The sequence below is a fragment of the Arenibacterium sp. CAU 1754 genome (assembly GCF_054482635.1).
In genome coordinates this window covers 789,920-814,928 of record NZ_JBTLRG010000001.1, presented here as the reverse complement: position 1 = coordinate 814,928, position 25,009 = coordinate 789,920, and the positions used below count along the sequence as shown (strand labels likewise).

Sequence of the window (25,009 nt, the reverse complement as noted above, 5' to 3'; positions counted from 1 at the left end):
GCGGGTCAGGCATTCATGATGTTGAGCGCATCGAAGGGCGGCTGAAGCCCGCCCGGCGCGATGTGGATATTGCCGGATGTGATGTTGCCGATGGGCGTGGCGGCCCCTGCGAACAGCAGCAGCGACAGCCCCTCGTCGCGCCGGTGGCGGATCGAGTTGGAACTGGCGGTGATCCGGTTGCCGGACACCGCGACTTGCGCGGCCAGGTTCGAGCCGCCCATCAGATCAAGCTGGTTATGGCTGAGATCGACGGCGGCGGTGCCACGCACCGCGATGGCCACGGATGCGGCCAGCGACGGGGCAAAGTGCATCACCTGATTGCCGGTGACCGACACCTGGACCGGGCGCAGCGGCACGACCGCACGGGCATCCACCCGCGAGATGGCATAGAGCATGCCGCCGACCTCGGCAAAGGCCATCGCTTCGGCACTGCCACCGGGAATCGAGCTTTCAACCCCTGTGAAGGAATTGGGCAGGTCCGCGCCCTCGCCAAGCGCGTCGATATCCTCGGCCAGGCCGATCTCGATCGCCTTCCACGCGTTGGCTTCGTCGATCCGCGTCGCGGTGCCGTCGATCCGGTTGCCGGTGACGCCCAGTTGGAACAGGGGCGGGCGCACAACGACACCCCAGGATTGCGCTTCGGGGCTGTCGGGGCCGATCTCGTAGATCGAATTGCCCTCGATCGCCATGGCGACGATTCCCTGCATCGCAATTCCGGCAGTCAGTGACCCGTCGGGCATTTCCGCGCCGATCACGCTGATCGAGTTGCCGCGCGCCTGACCTTCGAGAACGCCGAGGATGGCGATGCCCGCAGCCCCCGCACCGTTTGGCGCGCCCGGAATGTTGTTGATCACATTATCCTCAAGGGAAAGGTGACGCCCCAGATATCCTTCTTCGGATTTGATGCCCGCAAAGGCGCAATTACGGATCATGTTCCGCTTGATCAGCAAGCGGTCGTAGTTGGCAGCGATCCGCAGGCCCACACCCCCCAGATCCGAAATGCGGTTGCCGATCACCTGCGCAGAAAGCGGCGCTTCGGGTACGACATTCGGGATCAGCACAAGCCCGTCGCCGCCGATCGGGCCGCCGCTGAGCGTGTTGTTCTCGAACCGTAATTCGTTCACGCCGACGATCGCGGCATGGCCGCTCGACAGGATGCTGTTGCTTTCCACTGATGTGCCGCCGGTGGGCATTTCGGCCCAGTCCAGCGCGACACCGGATTCAATCCCCGTCAGCAGGTTGCGCGCCATGATCGTCGGTGACATCCCAAAGGCAAGCCCGCCCAGACGGATGGCGCTGCGCCCGGAAAAGAACACGTTGTCCAGCAGGCGCACCTCGCCCAGGGCCAGCCAGCTTGGCGCGTCATCCGCCTCTGCGGCGCCAACGCTTTTGGTCAGCCCCTGGATGGCGGCAAGTGAGCCCAGTGCAAAGGGCGCGGCGACGAGGCATTCCTCGATCTTGGCGGCAAGCACCAAACCTTCGAGTTCGATCCCGTGATCCTGCCGTTCGTCCCCGGTTGCACCGACAACGATGGCGAGGCGCCGCAGGGCCAGCGTGGCCGTGTGGCGCGCCGTCAGACCATGGCCGGGCGTCGGGCCGGCAGCGGTCGATCCGGCGCTTTCCGGTTCGACAAGGATGGCCAGATCCTCGACGCGAACGTCGATGCTGGTCGAGACCTGGATCGCGCTGTCCGTCGCCCCGCGATAGTCGAGCACGGTGGTGATGCCGTGACCTTTGAGCGTTACGCCATAAAGGTTTTCCATCGTGATCGTCTGGCTCAGCATATAACGGCCGGGGTCCAGGCAGACGGTCCCGCCGCCTGCCTCGGCCACCTGATCGATCCCGTCCTGAATGGTGAAACTGCCGGAGTTGTGCGAGTCCGCCGTGATACAGACCGAACAGGCACATCCGTCGCCCGCCACGATTTCGGGGGGCCAGAAGGTACGGCAATCATCCACCGGCACATCCGGGAAGGTGACAATCCCCAGCGGGGTGTAATGGCGCTGAGCGGCGTCGGGAGGCGCGTTTGTCAGCGGTTCGATCTGGGTGCCCGCGGTCCGGGCCCAGAAACTCCAGGCGTCCATCTCACGGTATCGGCCGGGGCCCGCGGCGGTCGAAAATTCAACGGTGATCCCCGATTCCAGCATCAGGACCGTGCCGGCGGGCGGGACCGGGATCACCCCGTCGGGCGCGCCGCCGTTATCAGCGTCGAGATCCCACCAGAGGACCCAGTTCCCGGCGGCATCCTGTTGCCGGATCGTGCCGTGCTGGTCCCACCGGATCAGCCGCGAATGACGCGCCTTGGCGGTATCGTCACCGGCATCGGTGGGGATCAGATCGGCATCGATCGTGCCCGAAAGCTCGATCTCGCGGGTGTCCTCGTTGACCTTGGTCACTTTCAGGATCTGACCCGACTGATGATTGAACTCGCGGTGATCGTCGGTGATTTCGACCCAGTTTCCTTCATGGAACCGCAACAGATCGTCCCGGCCAAGCGTGCGCACGATGATCGTGTTGGCCGGGCTTCCAAAGCTTTCGATGGATGCCGCGACTGAGGCATTTTCACGCGAGTATTTGAACCAGGCGTCCTCTTGCGCGCCGGTCTGGCCGACGCTGTGGATTTCGACCCGGTAAAACTGGTTCTCAAGCCCGGTATACCCGTCGGTCGGCGGCACTAGGCAGGGGTCCTCTGGCGTGTCCACATCAGCCGTGTCCGTGGTCAGGCGCGCGGTCGAGGGGGCCATGACCGCGTCCCAGCCGATCAGGTCTTCCTCGGGTGTTGCGCAGGTCGCGCCGTCGCCGATGCCCCCCAGCAAACGCACCTGCCAGACCGTCTGCCAGCGTGTCGCGCTGTCGACGCCGCCAAGCGCGGGGTCTAGCAGCGAGGGGTCCTTGACCGGCGTCACCTCGCGCTGCCAGCCTACAAGATAGGCAAGGAACGGCCCGCCCTCTTCGGGGAGGGTTTCGGGCGTTGGCCAATAGGGCTGGGCGTCATAGGCAAGATACCCCTCAAGCGGCGAGACCATTTCGTCCAGCACGCCCAGCGGGTCGGTGATCTCGTCCCCCGTGCCGCGATCAAAGACCGGCGCGTCAAGCCCGGCCTCGCCGCTGGCGGCGAAATCGGCTGGTCCGTGGTTCTCAACCAGCATCCCGTGGAGGTAGAGCCGCCCGGGCCCGATTTCGAGCCCGTCGGTGCCATGGCGGATGTGAAATCCGTTTTCCGTTTCCAGCGGCACCACCGCCCGGCCGATGGTGTCGACGGTGCCCGCACGGATGCGCCGGTCAAGCAGCTTCACCATCTCGTTCCAGTCCGAGTCCAGCACCGGGCGCCCCTGTTGCAGGAATACCCCGGCAAAGTCGCGCAGCGCGTCAAAACTGTCCTTGCTGTAGTCGCCGCTCATCTTTGGTTCCCTCCTGGTTCAGGTTTCGAAGATCAGCCCGGCCTCAAGGCCGAATCTGAGATATTCGTCGAGCCGGATGCGCAAGTTCGTTTCGCGCTGCGGCTCGTACAACATGTGATAAACGCCCATCTCGCCCTCGTCCGAGGCGCCCTTGCGGATCTGCGCCGGTGCGCTGCGCCGAAGCTGGCCATAGGCGGGTGCGCTCGCCGAAAGCGCGGTAAAGGACGGCACCAGCCAAGGCAGAATGCGGGCGCGGATCAGGTCGCGCTCGGCCTGTGGCACCGGGCCGCCAAGTTCGGCCTCGCGGGCGGCGATGGCTTCGTCGATGGCCAGCTGTGGCTGGCACCGGAACCGCCGCGGCGTGATCGAGCCATGGGGGACATAAGTAAACCGCAGGCATCCGTCCTGACGCCGCTGCGCGCGGATCGGCGCCGCACCGGGGCTTGCCGATCTGGCAAACAGGATCGCATCCGAAACCAGCGGCAGCGCACGGGCAAAGACACGCCCGATCACCGTCGAGGTCAGGATGGTCAGCGCGCCGGCGGCGCTGTCCTCTCCGTCCAGCCCTGCGATGGCCAGCCCTTCGGCGCTGTCGGCGGGATCATCCGCGGCGGCGTCCACGATGCTGTCTTCCATCTCAAGGTTTGTCGTGTCCGTCATCCGGATCGGGCCCAGGATCGACCGGTAAATGCCCAGTTCCACGCCGGTCGTTTCCAGGCGCAAACTCTCGGCGCCGGGGCTGGCGGGCCGTCCGTCGCTGGTAAAGGACAGTCCCGGGATCAGCGTGACATGGGCAAGATCGACCGAGGCGAGCGAAATGTCGTCGCCATCGGGCAGCACATGCAGCGGGCAGCCATCCAGGACCAGACCGTTCAGCGTGACACGGGAGTCCTCGGCCCCGCTGATTTCGATGGGATCGGACCCGCGCAGGATTGCGCGCACCCCATCGGCGGCGCGCAACCCGATCTCGGCGCCTTCCGGCGCGGTGATCGTGGCGGGTGCCGTGTAGATGTTGTTCTCGGTGATCTCGACGATGCCGCCTTCGGGGCCGATGGCGTCCAGCGCGGCCTGCAAATCCGCGTGCGTGCCATTGGGATAGGAGATCAGAGTACCCGCGCCGTCGGGCGGTGGCAGGCTGTCGGCGCGGTTGTATTCGCCGCCGCCGATGGGGGCAGGAAAGGCGGTGTGGAAACTGACCCGGACCTCGCCTGATGGCGCGTCCGGAAAGGCGATGCGCCCCAGTTCCGGGTCGACGCGGACCGGTCGGTTACTCCCGACAGGATCGGCGTCATGGGGCGAATGGTTCCAGCCCGCTCCGTCATCGGACAGATCACAGGCAACGATGTCCTCAACCGCCAGCGCTGCCCCGTCGACGAAGATGTCAAACGCCTTGAGCCCGCCCGGATCCACGCCCCGAACCCAGGCAGACGGGCGCGCGTCCAGCATCCGCCGCGTCACCGCGCCGGGCACGTTCACAGGTCCGGCAAGCGCGGTGATCTCGCGTTCGGCCTCTTGCCGGTTTGTCAGGTGCCGGGGTGCCCCAAGTGGATCAAAGAGATACCGCCGCCCGTCCGCGCCCACCGGCGTCGTCGGCACATCCGTCTGCCGCATCGCCTGCAGGCGCCACAGATGGATCCCGATATTGGGCAGGTTGTGCCGCCCGCCGATGCTCTGGCGCCCGGGGCTTTGCGTGATCGAACGCACATCTGCAGATCGGGCGACCATGTCGAACGCGGTGCCCAGCTTTTCCAAGTCTAGCGGGTTGTGCAGATCTGCGGTGGTCTGGGCCTCGGGCCGTGTGACATTCATGTGCTGGCAGCAGGCGACGCGCTGGATATATTCCACCGCGCTTGCGGGCCAGCCGGTCACATCGCGGGCCAGCTGTTCCAGCACCGCGGCGGTGCCCTTGCGACGGCGATAGGCGATGGTATTGGCGACTTCGGCCCGGCTGCCTGCGGTCAGCCCTTCGACGGAATGAAGCGCCTGGTATCCGACGATCCCGCCGATATAGGGCACCGCCCATGGCGCACAGGTCTCGATGAAAAGGTCATCGAGAAGCTGTTCGATATCCTCTTCGACCACGGCGCCTTCGCGGGCCAGAACCGAAACCAACGCGCGCAGGGGTTCGCCCTCCTTGGCGTCCTTGATCCGGTAGATCGCAGGCATGAGCCCATAAAGGGCCTCGGGCGTGATCCGGGTCATGACATCACCTCCAGCAGGTCGAAGGGCGCATCCGAAAGGGTCAGGATTTCGGCCGCGAACAGCGTGCCCTCGTTGTTCGAGCGGCCGGTGCGGGATTCAAGCAACATGTGATCCGTGACCTCGGATTGCGGACCCGTCTCGCTGTAGAGCCGGTCGATATCCACCGCAACGACGCCAGCGACGCCATGGGCCTTGGCCGCCACGTCTGCCAGCGCGACGGGCTGGGCGAAATCCCGGTTGTCGAACGCATAGGCCGCGCGCAGGGCTGTTTCGACCGCTTCAAGCACCGTGTCAGTGTCATGCGCGGGGTCCACCGCAACCTTGAGTCCGAGGCGGAACTTTGCAGATTGATAAGACAGCAGGTCAAACCCGACCAGTGGATCGCCATATTCGCGATAGGCATCGCGGAGCGCCTTGAACAGGGGGCCGGATTGGCGCACCGCTGCACCGTCATCCCCCGCGACCGTCACCACGATGCGCCGGGTCTCTCCCTGCCAGATCCAGCGCGCGTCGGCCCGCGCGATCCCCGGATAGCCAAGCGCGAAATCCCGGTAGTCGGTGATCGACACCACGCGCCCCAGCGTCAGGGTATAGATCGGCGCGTTGCGCCGGGCTGCGTCCTCGGTTTCGGCGTCCGATCCGCCGGTCGCTGCGAAGGGATTGACGACCTCCTTCAGCCCCAGCGGCTTGTCGATGGCAAGTGACAGCTGACCGGCGCGCAGATTGCCCGCCTTGCCCAGCCCCCTGCGGTACTCGGCCTCGATGTTGTCGCGGCCCGCAGGCGGGCGCGCGCCCGACACCCCGTCGCCAAAGCGCACCGTCGTTTCGCCGGTATCCGACAGGGTCGTTGCAAACACCCGCGCGGTGGCGCCGCGCTGATAGAGGTCGGGCACCTCCTGCCATTCCACCCCGTCGATCCGGAGCTTTAGCGTCGAGGCCACACCGTTTTCGGTCGAGGCCACCAGATGCGTGACCGGCGCCTGTTTGAGGGCGAACCGCTGGAACGGCTGCGCCGGGGTGCCCGCGCCCAGGATTTCGGATGCGCCTTCGCCGTGCGAGGCTCGGGCGACATTGCCGTGGATCACCGTGCTGACCCGGTCCAGGGGTTCGAAGATGGTGGATTTGAGCGTCAGAACCGTGCGCAGGGGATCGGACTGATCGATTTCCGTCACCTCGTTGCGCAGGGTGATCATCGGCGCGTCCTCGTCCGCCGGCACGATGCGGAAATTCCAGACCCAAGACCAGACAAAGGCAAGTTTGCCGTCCGGGTCGGTCATCAGCCAGCCGCCGAAGAACGGAAACAGCGGAAAGAACAGAACCAGCAGGACGGTCATCCGGGTGTCGCGGGGCAGGTCGTCGGTGCTGCCGTCAAGGCGCAGGACCGTCAACTCGGAGGCTGTGATCTCGACCTGGGCGCGGCGCCCCTTGAGGTACACCACCCGGTCCTCGGGCAGATCGGGGATCTTTGTGTCGAGGTCGACTTTCGTGCCGACGAGGAATGTGCGCTCGGGCGTTTCGGCCAGATCCAGCTCTTCGCTGCCGCCATAGACCGCAACGCGGCGATATTTTCCGGCAAAGTCCGCGACCCAGCCGGACAGATCGGGATCGAACGCGGTGGCGCGTCCGCTGATCCCGTAGCGTGCCTCGGCATCGGCCTCTGCGCTGTCGATCTGATAGAGCCGGGGCGAGATACCGGGCGCGGTCATCACCGCCCAGCCGTCCTTGACGAATTCCTTATGGACCGTGTCGAGGACAATCCGGGTATCGGATTGCTCATAGGTGAAATCCCAGTCGCCGAAATCACCTAAGTCGCCGATGATCGGAGAGGGCGAATTGTCTGGAACGCCGCCGGTCGCTTCCGTATAGCCAAAGGCTTCGCGGGTGTCCTCGTGCAGCATCGCGGGCAGGGGCGCATTATACCCAAAGAGCGAGGCCTGCCGTCTGAGCGCAAAGACCTTGTGGACGGGCGCGGTTTCGCCTGCGGGGCTTATCCCGCTTACCGCATCCTCCCACTCGATCCGGGTGCGGTCGAGATCGGCATCGGGTTCGACCCTGGTCAGACGCCGGAAAGCCCAGAGGTCCGAGGCGCCCACCAACCGGTCAGGGTGGACAATCAGGACCGCGTCACCGGGCGCCAGCCCGGTGGCCTGACCGGCAAGCCATGTTCCGTTTGCGTTGCCCGCATCCACCGCGACACGCCTGTTCTGACGTGGCTGCATTCTGTTCCAGGCGACGCGGGCGTCCAGATCGGCCAGCGTCTCGAACACCTGCGCGTCTTCGTCGGGGCCGGGCAGACTCTGGACCCGGGTGCTTTCGGGAATGATCAGTTCTTCGACATCCGGCTCGGCACCGGGCGGGTCCTCCATCTGGAACACGACATCGGTTTCGGCTGCCGATCCCGGATGCAGGCGGTACCCGATCAGCCGGGCGATTTCGTTGATCGAAAAGCGTTCTGTCGCGGTGCCGATATAGGCCTCGGTCGCATGCCGTTCCTGGTAAAAGGTCAGCACGTCAAGCACCGTCGCCCAGCCGTCGATCAGCGCGATCGAGAAATCATCGTCGTCGCGGGTGCCCAGCCGGGCCAGCGCAGGCAGCGTGGACGAGGCCAGGCGGGCCTTCATCGACGCCTTGAAACTTGCATGGTCCCCGGAGCGGTAGGAAATCGCGCTCAGGTTGGGGCGGTTGGTGACGGGCCGGGCCGTGGACAGCGTCACGCCCTCGCAGCAGCCGCAGCTGTCCTGCTTTTCGGCGGTGTGGTCCGGGTGGCCTATGCGGATCGGTGGCTCGCTCATTTGCCTCCTCCCATGGTGATTGCGACAGAGCCGCGTTCGGGATAATTCCGGTCGTTCTCGCACTGTGCGATCTCAAGCCGGCCCATTTCGATGACCCCGTCTGCAAGGGGGGTCGTCGCGGTGGTGCCGCGGCGGCGGAAGGTAGTGGCCTTGACCGAGGTGACCCCCTCGACGCCCATCACCGTGGCGTAAATCCGGCTCAGCCAGACGGAATCGCCAAAGCTGAAATTGTCGGGATGGAACAACCCGGCACGACCGTCTCGCAGACGTGCGGTGCCCAGCACCTCGAGCACCTCGCGCTTGATCTGACTGCGGAAATGATCCGGGCCGGCGCAGACGAACAGCGCAAGTTCGAGCGCGACGAACCGGGGCGCGTCGATCCGCAGGTCATACCCGGCCATGCGGAACCGATCGAGGAATTCGGCCAGTTCCGCGCGGAATTCCGGCGTGACCGGGCGGTTGCCGAAACGGTCCACGGTGACAAAGACCGTGTGCCCATGCCCGTTCCAGCGAAAGGTGGCGACCGCGCGCTGAACGTCGGGGTGGCGGCGGGCCATCTCGCCGTAATCGGCCTCGGTCACGGCGCGTTCCTGACGGCGATAGGCAAAGGGTGCCGCCGCGCGCACCTCTTCCATGCTCTCGGGGGCGATCCCGCCGGTCGCGGGCATCGGGTTGGTGATCTTGTCGATCCCGCCCTTGTCGGTGATGACATGGGTGATGGCGCCCGCGCCGATATTGCCGGTCGTCCCGTTGCCGACCCGGTAGGCAACGGAGAACCCGGTGCCCGCGTTCGGTCGCCGCCCGTTCACGTCATCGCCAAAGCGCAGCCTTGCCTGCCCGTCGCGCTCGGTCTCGACGACGAAATGGCGGCTTTCGGGGTAGGAATTCAGCAAATCCGCCCGGGCCTGCCAATCGTCGCTGGCCGCACTGTCGTCGGTCAGCGATACCGTTGTTGCGCGCGCCTCAAGCGGTTGGGCGAGCGCGGCATAGGCTGATCGGGTGGTCAGTGGATCATAGGGCACCGTGTCGCCGGTTTCGCTGTCGCGGGTGACTGTGGCCCGTGTGACCGGACCAAGGTTCAGAAGCGGGGCATAGCGGGGCGGCACCGGTACTGGGTCGGGCCGGTCGCAGGGGTCCCCGGTGGCATCGGGCACGACGCTTAGATGCGGCTGGGGCACGGGGGCAAGCACCTCGCCCGTCACGCTGCGCCCGTGATCGGCAAGCAGGATGTTGCCAAGCGCATGCGAGACTTCGGTCACCGTCCCGCCGCCCGCCGCGTCGTCGAGCGTGGCCGACAGGCAAAACGGGAAGGGTAGTTCATCTTCCTCGGCCCAGCGGATTTCGGTGATTGGTGCGGGCAGGGCGCCCGGTTCCAGCGGCAGGTCATCGGTAAGGCCGGCCTGCACGGCGGTCAGCCTGACCGCGTGGCGCCGCGTCGGGTCGGCATCCGCTGCCCGACCGGTCCTTGGGCCGACACGCTCGGCAAAGACAAGGATGTCGCCCGGCGCAAGGTCTGGGTAATCCCCGGCAAGCGTGGCGCGCGTGGCCCCGGTCGCAAGGCAACATTCGCCGCTACCCCACGTATAGAAATCGAGCGTGTTGTGCGCGGGATAGAACGTGCCCCCATGCAGCGGCTCAAACACTTCGGGGGCGCGGTCAAAGGCCCGTTCGCGCAGGCCGGGGGCCAGCACCGGATCAAAGCCCGGGATGCGGGTCAGAAACTGCAACTCGCTTGCCGTGGCGGTGACCTCGGCGGAGACCTGCAACTGGACCCAGACCCGCGCATTGCCGCCGTCATGCATCCTGTAATCCACAAGGCGCGCGTGCCGCCGGATCGAGGACCGCCGCCGCGCGGTGGCCAGATAGCTTTCCGTCGCCACCGCATCCTGGGCATAGCTCAGCCGGTCGCCGGTATAAGACAGCAGTTCGACCATCGCGATGCCCAGATCGGCGGGGCTGCGTTCCTTCCAGTCGGGCATGATCTGCGCCATCCGTCCCAGCATCAACCGGCGGAAACTGTGGTAATCCTTGGCCAGGTAACTGATGACCGGGCGCTCGCCCGGCTCTTCGGGGCAGTCGATCCGGGGGGCGCAATCGAACTCGGTCTCGCATTCGACCTTGAAGGAAAAGTCGATCTGCGACAGCAATCGGTCGATCCCGTCGGGGGGCGACAGCGTATCGGACGGTTTCACCAGCCTCAGCGTATAGGTCGCGTGATCGCCGTGAGAATTTGTGCGGATCACCAGCGTGTTTGCCTGAGCTTCGGCGCTCATCTCGTTCAGCAGGTCTTCGAGCCAGTCCTCGGTCAGGGTGGTGTCGGGGGCGTCCGCCGGGGTGACCCAGGCGATGTCGACATCGGTGATCCGTTCGCCGCCCGTCAGTTCAAGGTTTTCGACGCTGAGCGCAGGGGGCGGGCGCAGAAAGCGCAACAGCAGCGTGCGCTGGCGCAGCGTGGTGTCGGGCACTTCGCCATCCAGCACCTCGAGAAAGTCGATTCCGTTGTGCGGCGGGTTCGCCAGAACCAGTTCGCGTCGGCGGGGATCGCAGCAGTGATAGATCATGTTCCCGTCTCCAGCTCGAATTCGGCCAGTTCGGTCCCCTCGTGACCAAGCAACCGGTATGAGATGCGGATCCTCAGCAGGGCGTCCTCGGCCTCGGTTTCAACGGCGTGAATCTCGATCCGCTGGCCCAGGTGCTGCTGCAACGCGCCACGGATCATGAATTCGGCGGTCGCTGCGACCTCGGGACTGGCGGCGGCAAAGACAAGTTGCAGAATCCCGGCCCCGAATTCGGGCCGGTTCACCCGCTCGCCGGGATTGGTGAACAGGATCTGTTCGATCATGTCGCGGATATGCTTGGCCTCGCGCGCCCGCGCCGTGCGCTCGGAGCCGTCGAAATGATATGGGAAATCGATCTGCATTTCGCTCAGCTCCCCACCACACGTGTTTGGGCCTGCACCGGGATCAGCGGCGTGCCGGTCGGGGAACAGGTCGCCATGCTGTCCATCAAAAGCACCGGTTGACCGCCAGCAAGGACCCGGGTGGCGGCCGTGACATAGGTGCCGGTCACGCAAGGCCCGTTGCCGCCGGGCGGCACAAACGCACAGCCCGCCACGACCCAGGGTGCGGCCTGCGTCGCAACCGGCTGGCCCGACACCAGAACGCGGGCAAAGGGGGCCGTCGGCATTGCCTGGCCACCATGAGAACAGGTGACGGTGGCGCCGAGATGCAGAATGGGTCCGGGCATGTGTGGTCTCCTTTCCTCAGATCACGGTCAGCGCGCCGTTGTTGACGGTGACGGTGGGGCCGACCAGCGTGATCGATGCCCCGCGGCCGTTCTGGATGTAGATGCCGGTGTCGTTGACGATCAGCGACGCGCCGCCGGGGGTCTTGATCACGATGCCCCCCGTCGGGCCGGGCAGGTCCGTCACCGTGACCCCGTTCTGAAGCATCGTCTGCAGCGTGACCGCCGAAACGCCGGGTGGGGTCAGCTGGTGCAGGGCCGGCATTTCGGCGGCCGAGCCGAAAAAGCCGCCGGTCCAGATCGGATAATCGGGATCACCCCGTTCGAATTCCATCCACACACCGGCGCCGATGGGCGGGATCGCGACACTGCCGGTCTGGATGCCGGCCATCGGCAGGCAGGGCATGGCCCAACTGGTCAGCGCCACCGACGATACATCCGGCACGATCGCCTGGATGCGGCCCGTCACCATCGGGTCCACGTTGTTCACCACCACTCCGCGGTATTTTCCGTAGTAGCGTTCCGTCATGCTGACACCGATGCCTGTGTGGGCAAAAGCCCGTTGCGTTTCAGGGTGAAGCTCTGGGTATAGCTGCCGCGCCGTATCTCGTGCGTGACGCTGTCCACGTAATGCGTCCCGTCGAAGGCCGCGCCCGCGCCGCGCACCCCGACCAGCGCCCGCGCCCGCAGGATGCGGCCATAGCGCAAAACGTCGATCCGTCCGCTGCCGGACACCGCATCGGAGTGCTGTGCCGCGTGCGCAAAGCCACGGACCAGCGCTTGCAGCGGATCAAGCCGCGCCGTGTCGCGCAGCCGCGCGATGTTGGGGGGCAGGGGCGGCACAAGGCCCAGGGGCGGCATGAAGGGGATCGTGCCGGGAATAGGGATCGGGATCGGCGCCCGGGTCTGCGGGTTCTGGATGAATACGACGGGAATTTCGGTGCCGTCCTTGTTGAAGGTGAAACTGAGTTCCTCGGCATTGGTCGGGCTGCCCGAATCCACGGTCAGCGCGGGCTGCACCTCGCCGACCCGGATATCGGGCCCCCAATAGGCAAAGCTGGTCGCGGGCGCGGGCCCCGGTTTCATGAAAAAGGTATACCCCGCCTCGCGCGCCAGCATCCGGATATAGGCGAGGTCGGTATCCTGATGGCGCGGCATCCGGTCGGTGGGCAGGGGCGGACCCTCCAGCGAGGGGATGACCTGCGGAATGATCCCGAGCCAGGCGTATTTCGCCAGGATCAGACCGACGCGTGCAAAGGGCGGCATGGCCGCATAAGGCAGGCCCGAGAAATCCGCGATGGTCAGCGCCGCGGTCAAATCCTTGCCCTGAACGCGCAGCTGCGCGGGCGATCCGCCCGAACCGGGCGAAATCTGTGTGCGCGTGATCACCCCGTTGATCAGCGGTGTCGCGCGTCCGTTGATCGTCGCGATCAGCGCCACCCGCAGGATCGGCAATGCCGCACCGCCCGAAAGCAAAAAGATGGTATTGAGCGGTGAATCCTTTTCGACCGAAAAAGTCAGATCAAAGCCGCTTTGGGTTTCGCCCGCGTTTTCCTCGATGGAAACCGATTGCAGGGCCTCGACCACAGAAGCCGGGGCCGGGACAGGAATGCCCGGACCGAACAGCACAGTGAGGTCGATGCCCTTGATCATGTCTGCGTCACTCCTCTTGGGGGGCCGGTACGCCGCGGGGCAGCGTGATCCGGACTTCGGCGTCGGGGGCCTCCAGCTCTTCGGCCCAGAGCGCGCCATTTGCGTCCAGAAGCATCCAGAACATGTCGGGGCTGCCGATTTCGGCGGCCGCGATCTGATCCAGCCGTTCGCCCTGTTTGGTGCGCCGCACATGGCGCAGGGCAAAGTCTTCGGGCGGCGGCGAGAAACGGCGCTTCAGATAGGGGATCGGCACGCCATCCGCCCCGGTAAACTGCGTGCGTTTCACCCCGTGATAGCGGCTTTCGGGCGGGAAATCGGTCTGCTCGACCACTCCCGCCTCGAACATGGCCTGAATCGGATTCTTCATGATGGCACTCCTTCCAGTCCCAGTTCACCCAGCTGCCCGGCGGTGGCGCGGGCGGCCAATGCCTCCTTGCCCTGCAGATAGGCCATGAACAGCCCGCCGCCCCGGTGATCAAAGCCCAGGTCATCAATGCTCAGCACCCTCAGCGACAGGCTCACCTTGGCGCGGATCGGGTTCAGCGCGGGGTCAAAGAACTCCTCGGTGATCGAGATCTCGGTGAGCCGGACAGGCACAACCCGGCTGCGGCTCCAGACAAACAGCGCCAGCGCGGTTTCAGCGGGCGTGATGCTGAAGCTGCCGCTTTTGCGCTGCGTGTTCTGGCGTTCCAACTGGGCGACAGTGGGCTGCACCAGACTTTCAAGCGCAGAAAGCGCCGGCAGCAGCCCGGTTTCGACCGCCGCCTGGTGCTGATCGGGGAATTCCAGCTGATCGGTGGCATCCATTTCGGCGTCAAAGCTGATCGTTTCAACCGCAGGTCCGGTCAGCCGCAACGGATGCGAGCGGTCGCCCTCGGCCTCGACCGCCTGCGCCTTGACCGACCGGGTCAGCGTTTCGGCGGCGTATTGCAGGGCGATGGTGCGGGTCATCGCCCCGCTTTCAGGCTCGATCAGGACGAGTCCCGCCCGGGTCAGTTTCGGAGATCGGGGAAAGCCGGTCATGTCTTTCTATGCTCCTCGTTCATCCTCATCAAAACCAGAACTCCTCGAACTCGGTCTGGAAATTGACCCTGAGCCTTGTCTCCACTTGCGACGTTTCGGGGGCGCCGCGATAGATCGTGCTGCGGACCACGATTTCGCCACGCTCGGTGCCGCCTTCGGCCATCTCCCGCAGCCGTTCCTTGGTGGCTTCCGGCACCGTGGCGGCGCTGTAATTGACCTCAAAGGTGCCGGGGCGGCCCAGGTTGGTGGTGGTTTCCGTGAGTGGAAGGGTCTCACCACCCGCCTGAAGCGACCATTCATGCGAAAAGCCGCTGTTCTCGGGCTCGCCCATCAAAACGATCGTTTCGGACGCTTCTTCATTCGCAAGATAGATGGTTTGCCCGACGTCGATGAGGGCGCCGGGATAATGAACCCGAAGGGAAAGGTTCCCGCCCCGAAGCGCCTCGGCCCGCTCTTCCAGCGTTTCCTCCTCTTCGGCGGCTTCTTCCTCTTCCTCGCGTTCCGCTCCGGGCTGGCCGAAATCGGCCAGACGGGCGAGGTAATGCACGAAACAGGCATAGGAATCGGCGTTGTCGAACCGGTCGTCCGGCCCGCGCCCGGAGGTGCCGCAGTTTTCCTGCGTGCCATTGAGGCAGGTCATCGCGAAATCCGTCTCGTGACAGGTATCGGTGAAATAGCCGTTGTCATCGACGTTCAGATAGAAATGCGCCGCCTCGTGGGTGATCAGCATGCTGCGCACGGCGTCGTTCTGTTCGGCGGCAAGGTTGAACCGGTCTTCTTCACGGCTACGCTCTTCGGTCTCCTCGGCGCCCGCTTGCGCGGCTTCGCCGGTGGGGGTCGTCCGCGCCATGAAGCAGAGGCCGATCCCGCGCCCGCCGGGCCCGAGCGAGGAATAGCCCCGGGCATTGCGGTTACACAGGCTCGAAGTTTCTTCGCCATGATCGCAAATGTAATGCGCGTTTTCGGTCCCCTGGCGGACCGCCCGCAACTTTGCGGTCATCTCCGAAATCTGTGCGCCCGATGGCGTGTCGACGCGGAAAGCCAGGAAAAAACTGTGCCGGACCTGCGCGGCCTGCGGCGAGGTCTGCAGATGCCCGATGGCCGCGTCGATATCGGTCTGGCTCAGCCTGACAGATTGGCGGACTGCCGTGCGCTCGTCCGGGGTGCAGTTTTCGTCGGCGGCACGTTCTTCCAGCCCTTCGGCAGAAAGGCCCATCGCGTTCAGGAAAATGTCCAGCTCGTCCAGGTTGTCGCCGTCGATGTCCGAGCGCAGGGCCTCGACACTCAGCGCGTTCTGGCCGCGGAAAAGCTCCATCACCTCAAGCGCATCGAGCGAGGTCAGCAGGCCAAGGATCGCCCTTTCCTCATCGCCCAGCGTTGCGCCGTCCTGCATGTCGAGGATCAGTATCTTGCGCAGATCGACCGTGTCCTCGTGCCCATAAAGCGGGAAGTCCTGGTTGATGCGCTTGGCGATCTCCAGCGCCTTGTTGTCACTGTCGTAATCGAGCGCGGGCCCGCCCAGTTCGGTGATTTGATCGAGATAGGCTTCGAGGTCTTCGTCCGAGAAATACGCGCCGATCGAAAAGGCCGCCCCGATATTGCGCCAGAACCCGCCCCAGGTGCCACCCGACTCGGTCCGCTGGAGAGAGAGGGCGGGGGCGCCCGCCTGCTGGATGGTGTGGGTGATCTCATGCGCGATCAACTGGCGGCCCGCGCGGCTTTCGGGCTGATACTGGCCCTGGGCGAACGCGATGTTGCGGCCCAGCGTATAGGCACGTGCGCCGATCCCGCGCGCCGCCGCCCTGGCCCGGGCACCTTCGTGCAGGCGGACGGCGGACAGGTCCCGTCCAAAACGTGGTTCGAAATAGCCGCGTTCATCCTGCGACAGGGGCCGCCCGCCACCGGCGACCGCGGCGGCGGCTGATGTGATCGCCTCGCGTGTGGGCGCGCCCGAGTCGGTTGATTTGGTTTGAAGTGTTTCCTCTTCTTCTTCCTCCTCCACGGGCTGACGCTGAATCAGCGGCGTCACCGGCAAGGGCCCGGTCAGCGGTGTCGGGCGCGCGGCGGTCACGGTCTCGGCGATCTGGTCGGCCTCCTGCTCATACCGGTCGCCTGGACGCCCAAGCGCCAGTTTGGGCTGGATCGGCAGCCGGTCCTCTCCGGCGCAACTGGGGCAGGGGGTATCCTTGCCGGCGCAGGCGCAGGCCCGCTGGATCGTCGCCGCGGCGGGCAGGGACTCGGGGGCGGGGATGGGTGCTGCGCGGGTCATGCCGGTTTCCCCCCGGTCAAATTGGCGAAATGGGGGGGATTTTGTGCGGCCGGTGACCCGGCCGTTCCAATGAAGCGCTTACAGGGTAACATTGCGTCTGAGCCTCCATTGCCGTTCGGCCACTTGCCGCGAAGCGCCTTGATGTTGCTGGATGATCTCGCCGCGAAACTGCAGGTCGAAGTGATAGGTATGGCCGATAAATGCGGCGAGACTGATGTTGCGCAGGCCCACCACATCATAGCCTCGATACTCGCACCCGTTGGCGCGGTTCGGCAGATAACGGTCGTTGGGTCCTTCGCCCTGATTGCGGTGGCCGTAATTCGGCCCGACGCCAGCCCCTGCTCGTGTGTCCCCGTCTTCGTGAGTGATGGCACCGCCACAGCGCGGCAGACGGCCTCCGGGAATCCGTCGGAATGCCCCGTTCATGCGGGTGGGCGTCTGCACCGCCGGGCCCCCCATCGCCACCGGCGGTGGCCGGCGGAAAACGGTGCCGCAGATATATTGGCGGTACTCGAAATCCTGGCACCGGCAACGCGGTTCAAACCGCGCCTGCACGATGAACCGGGCAAGGATGTCCCTGACGACCGGGTTGGAGGTGTACTCCTCCTGGAAATTGTTCACCGTCGCCACGCTGAACCGGGTGAGGCAATCGCCCGGCCCGGTCGGTGCGCGGCTGGCCCGGTTGAGACGGCTGATCAGCGCAAAGGTTTGCGAGCCGACCCGGCCGGTCTGCGGCAGACCGAAATCCCGCTGCAGGATCGTGATGGCACGAACGATGCTTTCGGTCATCACGCCCTGCGGTGTGGCATTGCCGCCCACCACCTGCTGGATCAGCCTGATACTGTCGGGATCGTACCGGTTGGTGTTGAACCGGATCGCGCGGCGCACCTGAACTGCCGACAGCCGCCTCAGCGGGTCGGCCCGATGCGTCGGTTCGATGGGCAGATCGCGCTGAACGACGCGATGCACGGCTCCGGCGGTGCCGGCCTGCTGAACGGTATGGGTCAACTCATGTGCAAGCAGGCGGCGGCCGGTTTGCGTGTCAGGCGCGTATTGCCCGGCGGCAAAGGCGATGTCAGAGCCGAGCGTGTATGCCCGCGCGCCGATGGTCCGCGCCGCCTCGGCCGCGCGCGGGCCGTCATGCAGGCGAACACCTGAAAAATCCCGGCCGAACCTCGGTTCGAAATACGCGCGCTCGGCTGGCGTCATCGACCGCCCGCCGGTGGCCACCGCCGCTGCGGCATGCCCCAGCGCGCCAAAGTTGCGCGCCCCGCCCGCCGGTTTTGCCTGCAGCGTTTCCTCTTCTTCCTCCTCTTCCGGCTGGCGCTGTACCAGGGAACCGCCGGTTCCGGTCTCTTTGGCCTGAACCAGTTCTTCCTCTTCTTCTTGTTCTTCAGGTTGCCGCTGTACCAGGGAACCGCCGGCTTGCGAGGTCTTGGTCTGCACCATTTCCTCTTGGTCTTCCTCGCCCTCGGTTTGACGTTGTACCAGAGAGGTGACCGGCAAAGGCCCGGTCAGTGGCATCGGCCGCGTTGAAACAACCCTGTCGGCGATGTGATCGGCCTCCTGTTCATAGCGGTCGCCGGGGCGGGACAGCGTCAGTTTGGGCTGGATGGCCATGCGGTCCTCGGCGGCACAGTCCGAGCAGGCGGCACGTTGGATCGTGGCAGGCGGGGCCGGTGTGACGTCGAAAACTGATTGGAGCGGGGAACGGATCATGGGCCCCCTCCATCGACAAGGAACATGTCCACCCGTCGGTTCATCGCGCGTGCGATCGGGTCGGCATCGGCTTCGGTGACGCTTGGGCGGGCTTCGCCGAAATGGGGCGGGCTGTCCGCATCGGCCAGCCGCGCCCAGGGCAGGCCCTCGCGCTGCGCCATGCGGTAGAACGCGACCGAGCGTCGTTCGGACAGGGTATCGTTATGCGCCTCGCTGCCGGGTCCGGACGCATGGCCCACAAACCGGACCCTGCGCGCAGGTTCGGGGTCGAGATGATCGCGCTTTACCTCGCGGAACGCCTCGACATGGCGTGTCTTGGGCCGGGATTCATCCACGCCCAGGTTGATAAAGCGATAATGGTTCTCGGGCCTTACAGTCTGAAAATAGCCACCAGAACTGCGCGAAGCCGAGATTTCCTGCGCGCGCGTCCCGCTTGCGGCAATTCCGGTCTGTGTCCCAAATGCCGCCCGCGCCTCGTCGCTGCGCGTTTCCAGACGCCAGACCTCGCCCCGGAAAAAGGCACGTGCGATCCCGTCCTCGGACACATGCTGCGCGATCTGCGACTGCACGGTGTTGACGCGCTGGTCATAGCTGCTGGATCCGCGCTGCGCCAGTTGAGCCGGTGTCATCGCCTGGCGTGTCAGCCATTCGGTGAGACCTTCGTTATAGTGAAGCTCGTCCAGAGAGGCGTCCACCCAGGTCTGATAGGCATCGTGCCGGTACACATGGATGATTTCGTGGATCAGGGTGAGCTGCCGGCGCGTTGCGCTGACTCGTGGATGCACAAAGACCGAGCGGCCCCGCCCGGTGCCCATGGCAAACCCCGAATGATGCGCCAGACGCGCCGCAATCCGGGGGCGGGTGTCGGCATTGGTGATCAGGTCGGTCACCATGGCGCGATAATCGCTGTCGGAAAAGTTGATCTGATACTGGTTGGCCGATGGCGACAGCACGCCGATGAAATTGTCGGTCCAGTCCCGCAGGCCTGCGTTGCTGCCGGTGGCGGCGGTCGATGTGGTCAGGTGCACACGGCTCTGCAATTCCGTGTCGGACATTCGCGAGGGGATCTGGGGATAATAATCCAGCACCTGGCGATGCATGACCAAGGCGTCCGCATCCAGGTTCGCATCGTTGGTCGGCCCGCCGCTGGAGGTGGGGACTGAGCGCGACATCAGATATTGGCGGGCTTCGCCATGGATCAGGTGCGCGGTGCTGCCGGCGGTGTTGAAATCTCCGGCCACCCAGGCAAGCCGGGGCGCTGTTGCGCCGGTCGACGTCGTGCGCGGCGGCCCTTCGACGCGGACGCCGCGATGGACCTCTTCCAGCCGCCCGGGGCTGACCCGGTCGCGTCCCAGAAAGGCGGAATGCCCGCCACGGACGGGTCCGCGGCCGGCGGCGGCAGACCGGGCCTCTGTTTCGGCAGGGGCCGCGTGCGGAAGGATCGGCACCGTTCCACGCGGTTCTGCCATATCCTGTTGCAGGGCGTGGGCGGCCTCGTGCGCCAGTGTGTCGGGCGCGGCACGAGAGGCAAGAACCGCATGACGTCCCACGGCAAAGCCGCGTGCGCCCAGCCGGTCGGCGGCGTGGTCGGCCTCGGGTCCGCGATGGACCGACAACCGCCCCAGATCGCCCCCCAGCCGCGTTTCCAGCGACCCGCGCGTGTCCTGTGCCAGGCTGCGCCCCGGCGTGGCCAGGGCCGCGCGCACTGCGGTGCCGACCGGGTCGGCCATATCGGGGATGCGCGCCCTCATCGTTTCAGCACTCCATGCGCGGCGGCCGCCACCGCGCGGCCGATGGCCGGTTCGGGATGGCGCTCACGCGGGGCAGGGGTCGCGCTGGCATCGACACGTTCCAGCGCCCCGCCCTCGGGCCGCAGCGGCCCCGTGGCATCGGCCAGCCGCTCGGCCAGCGCCGTTTCGATGGCGCGGGCAAGCGCGCGTTCAGACAGCCGCCCCCCTTCGACGGTCAGCGCATCGATTGTCAGGCGGAGACGCTGGCGGGTCATGCGATCGCCCTCCGTTCCGCTGCGGTAAAGGGTTTCTCAAGCTTGGCGTATTCCCGCTCCACGGCGGCCAGCAGATGGTCCATCGTGACCGGCCCGTTGGTCTCGGCCGCAAGGTAGCTTGCGTTCAGCGCGACCGATCGGATCGCGCCGCCCGACAGGTTCAGCCGCGCCAGCCGCTGCGGATCAAGGCCCGAGGTGGGCGTGGCGGCAGGAAAAATGCGCGCCCAGATTTCGGCCCGGGCCTGCGCATCGGGGAAGGGGAAGGTGACGACAAAGCGCAACCGGCGCAGGAACGCCTGGTCCAGCGCGCTTTTCTGGTTCGTCGTGAGGATCGCAAGCCCGCGATAGGCCTCCATCTGCTGAAGCAGATAGCTCACCTCGATATTGGCATAGCGGTCGTGGCTGTCCTTGACCTCGGAACGTTTTCCGAACAGGGCGTCAGCCTCGTCAAACAGCAGGATCGCGCCGCTTTCCTCGGCGGCGCTGAAGACACGGGCAAGGTTCTTTTCGGTCTCGCCGATATACTTGCTGACCACCTGGCTGAGGTCGATGCGGTAGAGATCCAGCGCCAGTTCGCCCGCGATCACCTCGGCGGCCAGCGTCTTGCCGGTGCCCGACGCCCCGGCAAAAAGCGCCGCCGCCCCCAGGCCACGGGGGCTCTTGTCGCGCCAGCCCCAAACCTCGCCCACCTGCCAGGAGTGACGGACATGGACGGCCAGAGCATGGAGCTGCGCCAGAAGCGTCGCGGGCAGCACAAGGTCATTCCAACCGGCGCGTGAATCGATCCGCTGGGCAAGCCCGTCGAGCCGCCGCCGCCCCTGAACGCGCGCGGCCTGCCAGAGCGCGGGCGTCAGCGTTTCCGGCGCCGGGTCCGGTGGCACCATGTCAGCCGCCGCCAGCACGCCCGAGCGGTCCAGTCCGAACTGGCCCGCCAGCCGCTCCAGCGTCGGGCCAAGCGCCGCGGCCCTCGGGGGGCCAAGCACCTCGTGCCAGATCGCAAGCCGCTCGGCGACATCGGGGACCGGAGTTTCGATCCGCAGGCGCGGTGCCCGTTCGGGTGGTTCGGGGTCCTCGCCCGCGATTGCGGTGGGGCCGCGCAGCAGATCCGCCAGCGCCTGTGCCGCCTCGGCGCCTGTCTCGCCCGTTTCGATCAGAATGGCTCCGTCCGAGAACACAAGCTCGCGGTCAAGATAAAGGGCCAGGGCGTGGCGCTCGGCCCAGTCGCTCGGGATGTCGGACGCCGCGATACGGTAAAGGGAAAGGCCCAGGTTCGCCGCCGCAGCGGCCAGCGCCGTCCGGATGGTCGCGGCATCGGACCCGGCCAGCAAAAGCACCGGCATTCTGGCGGCGCTGTCCCAGGCGCGGGCAATGTCGCGCGCGGCCTCTCCGGCGGCGCCGACCGGCGCGGCAGAGGGCAGCGGCACGGGATGAACCAGCCCTTCGAGCCGTGAATCGAGATAGGTCAGCCCCATCAGGAAATGCAGGACCCGCTCGTCCACGCCCAGCCCCGAGCGCAACATCGGCCCCGTGCCCTCGACCGTCAGCAAGCGGTGGCTGCGCAGGGGCGCTGCGGGGCAGAGCGCGGTCCAGGCCGTCGCACCAAACAGCGCCAGCGCCAGCGAGACATCGGCCCGCACCCCGCCGGTCACATTGGCGACGGCGTCTGCCAGCCCGGCATGCAGGTCGGGACCGGCGGCAAGGCACAGAAGATCACGCTCGACCGGGGTCAGCCGGAACAGCCCGGCGGCGGCCTCAAGCGCCGACCCCGTTGCCGTGTCGCGCGGTAGGGCGCCGGGGGGCGCCGATGGGTCGGCCACGCGGTCGGCAAGTGCTGCGCAATGGCGGGCCAGCGCGGCGCGCATTGCTTCGGTTGCGGCCTCGGCCGTGTCGGGAATGGGGGTTTCAACGGTCATGGGATCGTCACCGTTTCAAGAACCGGCGGTTCCGCCATCCGGTCGATCACCGGGCTGTCGATGCCATCGACGCGCAGCCGGACAGGCACCGCAGCGCCCGAGGTGAACCCGGCGAACTCGGCCTCGGCCGAACTGGCCGGGGTGGCCGGGGACGGGACCAGTATCATGTCCTGGCCAAGCAGGATCGCAACGCTTTGGTCCGGCTGGATCCGGGGGGCGCAGGTCATCGTGATCGTCGTGCCCCCCGCGCTTGGCGCGGCGGCGGCGGTCGCGGCGGGCGCCAGCGCGATCGGCAGCGCGTTTGTTGCCAGGTCGCGCCCATCCGCGCCCAGCACATGCAGCGCCACGGAATAGGCACCGATCCGCCAGGCGCCCGGATCATTCCCGGTATCCTCGAGCGGATCGCCCGGCGCCCGCGGCGGCCCCGAGGGCAGTTCAAACACAACCTTGTTGGGCTGCGACGGGGCAAGCGGGGCGAGTTGCAGGACACGGCCGGTCTCGGTCTCGGTGAAATGCACCGTGGCCGTGCCCCGGTCGAGCGCGGTTCCATTCAGCGCGACCCGCCCGCCCAGCCGCATCACCTGCTGGCCGTCCAACGGCTCGATCTCCATCAACGTGGGAACGCCCGAAAACAGGTCGGGCAACACTGTCACGCCGGGATCGCGCAGGGTGTCAGGGTCACGCAGGCCGCCGCGGCTGAGCACCGGCAAGGCGGGCCGGGTGGGGATTTCACGCTCGATCAGCACCAGCGACACGTCATAGGCGACCGTGGTGCGATAACTGGTCTGAAGCGCGGTCCAGATACGCGACATGTCATCCATCGACAGGGTGCGCGGCGTGATCTTGACCAGCTCAAGCTGATCGGCAAGGCGCACGGCATCTTCGAACCATGCGGCTGGCGGGCTGGTGTCGCCGGCAATCGCTGCCGACAGCGCATCACGCACCACGGTGCGGGGGATAATCGCGGTTTCGTGGAACAGCTGCATTGCATATCCAAGAAGCGTCTCGGCATTCAGCTGATCGCCCGAAACCGAGGTCAGCAGGTAATGCAGGTCAAGCGCCAGCCGCGGGCGCCGGGACAAGCGGCCGCTGGAATCGCGCGTGGGCAGATCGGTGTTTCGCAGCGCCGCGTTCGGCGTGACCCGGTGCAGAAAAAGGTTCAGCTGGTTGCCCTGCGCTTCGCCGGCTTCGACCACCACGCGGTCCGGGGGCAGGGCGGTGACCGAGAAATCGGCCCCAAGCATCTGGCTCGCGTCGCCCTCGATCAGCGCGTCGTGGATCAGGCTCTTGAGAAGCTGGGTCACGGCCGAGATGGCGAGCACGTTGCTCATGGCGCATCCTCTTTGCCGCGCAGGTAATCCCCAAGCGTCGCAGTGGCGCGGCGCGGCTGCGGGCGCTCTGGCGCAGAGCGGGGTTTCGACGGTTGGGCGACCACGTGAAGGCGCCCGATATGGACGGTGATGTCGGGCGGCGCAGGGGCGGCGGTGTCGGCGCCCGCGCGGCGCGGCGTGGGTCCGGGCATCGCCTGATCAAGATGCATTTCGTGCGGGGCAGGCTGCGGCTCTGCCGGGGCCAGGGGTTGCAGCCGTTCGGGCAGGGGCCCAAGGGCCGGGTCGATGGGCTGGCGGGGCTGTGGCGTCGGGTCAGGGTGCTCGGCGTGGGTGGACGGGCCTGTGGTCTCACCGGCGGGAGTAGCGTCCGGCGGTGGCGGCGCCATTGGCGGTTGCGCCTCGCGGCGGGTCGCGGTTTCCGGCAAAAGCGGCGATGGCGGTTCCGGGTGCGGCGCGGGGCCAGGGACAGATGCCGACCGGGGCGATGTGTCGTGCACTTGGGCCGAACGGCGGAGGGATGGCGCCGCGTCGGCGCGCGGTGACGCCTGCGGCGATGGCGTTTCGCCTTGCCGGACAGATGTGTCGGCGCGCGCCGAAGGCGCGGGCGCATCCGTGGGGGTGGCCATGGTTTCTTCGGTAATCGTCTCGAAACCGACCGTGTCACCACCTCCGCCCGCCTCGAACCGTGCGGGCAGGCGCGGGCGTAGTCCGGCGTCGGCCTGACCGGTCGCCCGGGCCAGGAGGCGGGCGAGCGCGGTCATGTCCCGTCACGCGCAAGGCGCAGATAGACCGATCGCCGCACAGGCGAGAGGGCCAGGATCTCGGGCTCGCTCCAGCCATAGGTGCGGGCAAGTTCGGCGACTTCGCCAAGCGTCCGGTATGCTGCGGCCTCGACCTCGGACCAGAAATGCGCGGCGATATCGAACGCCTCGCGCCAGTCGGCGCCGCAGTCCGGACAGAACAATCGGCACAGCGCCTCGGCCGCCGCCGCCTGAGCTTCGATTTCGGCATCCAGCGCTTTGGTGTCCGTTTCGGCCAGCGTGCCACTATCGGGGGCCAGCCGTGCGCGGAGAAACCCCGGCAGCGCCTCGGCCTCGACGCCCTGCGCGGCGGCGAGGTCCCGGCTGGTCAACGGGCGCAGAGCGATGTCACGCCCGCCGACCCTGACCGCGGATCCGTTGGGGGCGGCCAGCGCCCCGGCCAGCATTCCGGCGTCCAGCGACAACTCGACCTCGGCGCCGCACTCCGGGCAGGTGGCCATGCAGTCCAGCCCCGGTCCGAAAGTCGCCGCGCGCAGGTCCAGCAATCGCCGGTCGCGCTCGGACAGGGGCAGGTCGGCCGCGACCTCGCCCTGGCCACCGGCCCACAAAAGGGTCAGCGCCCGGTCGAGCGGCCCGCGGCGCACGCCCGCTTCCCAGGCGGCGAGCACTGCCTCTGCGCTTAGTCCACGTCCCATCC

At 66.6% G+C, this 25,009-nt stretch carries 18 protein-coding genes; all 18 read right to left on the bottom strand.

Features of this window, described 5'->3' with window-relative positions:
- Positions 1–5 precede the first annotated feature (5 nt).
- Positions 6–3,401, bottom strand: coding sequence for a DUF6519 domain-containing protein (locus ACXYMO_RS03940; protein ID WP_458877350.1), 3,396 nt, complete (start codon positions 3,399–3,401; stop codon positions 6–8).
- An 18-nt stretch (positions 3,402–3,419) separates the two neighbouring features.
- A complete protein-coding gene (locus tag ACXYMO_RS03935) occupies positions 3,420–5,603 on the bottom strand; it encodes a hypothetical protein (RefSeq protein ID WP_458877349.1) in 2,184 nt (727 codons plus the stop codon).
- Positions 5,600–8,395, bottom strand: coding sequence for a putative baseplate assembly protein (locus ACXYMO_RS03930; protein WP_458877348.1), 2,796 nt, complete (start codon positions 8,393–8,395; stop codon positions 5,600–5,602). The genes ACXYMO_RS03935 and ACXYMO_RS03930 overlap by 4 nt, the downstream gene beginning before the upstream one ends.
- Positions 8,392–10,956, bottom strand: coding sequence for a putative baseplate assembly protein (locus tag ACXYMO_RS03925; RefSeq protein ID WP_458877347.1), 2,565 nt, complete (start codon positions 10,954–10,956; stop codon positions 8,392–8,394). Before ACXYMO_RS03925 ends, ACXYMO_RS03930 begins: the two co-directional genes overlap by 4 nt.
- The gene (locus ACXYMO_RS03920) at positions 10,953–11,315 is read right to left on the bottom strand and encodes a GPW/gp25 family protein (protein WP_458877346.1); all 363 of its coding nucleotides are present in this window, start codon (positions 11,313–11,315) and stop codon (positions 10,953–10,955) included. Before ACXYMO_RS03920 ends, ACXYMO_RS03925 begins: the two co-directional genes overlap by 4 nt.
- A 5-nt stretch (positions 11,316–11,320) precedes the next feature.
- Complete coding sequence (locus ACXYMO_RS03915) at positions 11,321–11,641, bottom strand: hypothetical protein (RefSeq protein WP_458877345.1); 321 nt, start codon at positions 11,639–11,641, stop codon at positions 11,321–11,323.
- Positions 11,642–11,657: 16 nt separating this feature from the next.
- Positions 11,658–12,167, bottom strand: coding sequence for a phage baseplate assembly protein V (locus ACXYMO_RS03910; protein WP_458877344.1), 510 nt, complete (start codon positions 12,165–12,167; stop codon positions 11,658–11,660).
- Positions 12,164–13,291: a hypothetical protein gene (locus tag ACXYMO_RS03905; protein WP_458877343.1), complete on the bottom strand. Its 1,128-nt coding sequence runs from the start codon at positions 13,289–13,291 to the stop codon at positions 12,164–12,166. The genes ACXYMO_RS03910 and ACXYMO_RS03905 overlap by 4 nt, the downstream gene beginning before the upstream one ends.
- Positions 13,292–13,298: 7 nt before the next feature.
- Positions 13,299–13,658 carry a hypothetical protein gene (locus ACXYMO_RS03900; RefSeq protein WP_458877342.1) on the bottom strand — a complete coding sequence of 120 codons (360 nt, stop codon included), beginning with the start codon at positions 13,656–13,658 and terminating at the stop codon, positions 13,299–13,301.
- Positions 13,655–14,314, bottom strand: coding sequence for a hypothetical protein (locus ACXYMO_RS03895; protein WP_458877341.1), 660 nt, complete (start codon positions 14,312–14,314; stop codon positions 13,655–13,657). Before ACXYMO_RS03895 ends, ACXYMO_RS03900 begins: the two co-directional genes overlap by 4 nt.
- Before the next feature lie 28 nt (positions 14,315–14,342).
- The gene (locus ACXYMO_RS03890; protein ID WP_458877340.1) at positions 14,343–16,583 is read right to left on the bottom strand and encodes an eCIS core domain-containing protein; all 2,241 of its coding nucleotides are present in this window, start codon (positions 16,581–16,583) and stop codon (positions 14,343–14,345) included.
- Positions 16,584–16,661: 78 nt separating this feature from the next.
- Positions 16,662–18,302, bottom strand: a complete 1,641-nt coding sequence (locus ACXYMO_RS03885) for an eCIS core domain-containing protein (protein ID WP_458877339.1) — start codon at positions 18,300–18,302, stop codon at positions 16,662–16,664.
- Complete coding sequence (locus ACXYMO_RS03880) at positions 18,299–20,053, bottom strand: eCIS core domain-containing protein (RefSeq protein WP_458877338.1); 1,755 nt, start codon at positions 20,051–20,053, stop codon at positions 18,299–18,301. Before ACXYMO_RS03880 ends, ACXYMO_RS03885 begins: the two co-directional genes overlap by 4 nt.
- Positions 20,050–20,307: a hypothetical protein gene (locus ACXYMO_RS03875; RefSeq protein ID WP_458877337.1), complete on the bottom strand. Its 258-nt coding sequence runs from the start codon at positions 20,305–20,307 to the stop codon at positions 20,050–20,052. Before ACXYMO_RS03875 ends, ACXYMO_RS03880 begins: the two co-directional genes overlap by 4 nt.
- Entirely contained in the window at positions 20,304–22,220 is a 1,917-nt protein-coding gene (locus ACXYMO_RS03870; protein WP_458877336.1) for an ATP-binding protein, read from the bottom strand. The genes ACXYMO_RS03875 and ACXYMO_RS03870 overlap by 4 nt, the downstream gene beginning before the upstream one ends.
- Positions 22,217–23,551 (bottom strand): DUF4255 domain-containing protein, encoded by a 1,335-nt coding sequence (locus ACXYMO_RS03865; RefSeq protein WP_458877335.1) that lies wholly within the window; start codon positions 23,549–23,551, stop codon positions 22,217–22,219. Before ACXYMO_RS03865 ends, ACXYMO_RS03870 begins: the two co-directional genes overlap by 4 nt.
- The gene (locus ACXYMO_RS03860) at positions 23,548–24,312 is read right to left on the bottom strand and encodes a hypothetical protein (protein WP_458877334.1); all 765 of its coding nucleotides are present in this window, start codon (positions 24,310–24,312) and stop codon (positions 23,548–23,550) included. Before ACXYMO_RS03860 ends, ACXYMO_RS03865 begins: the two co-directional genes overlap by 4 nt.
- The gene (locus tag ACXYMO_RS03855) at positions 24,309–25,007 is read right to left on the bottom strand and encodes a hypothetical protein (protein WP_458877333.1); all 699 of its coding nucleotides are present in this window, start codon (positions 25,005–25,007) and stop codon (positions 24,309–24,311) included. Before ACXYMO_RS03855 ends, ACXYMO_RS03860 begins: the two co-directional genes overlap by 4 nt.
- Positions 25,008–25,009 lie beyond the last annotated feature (2 nt).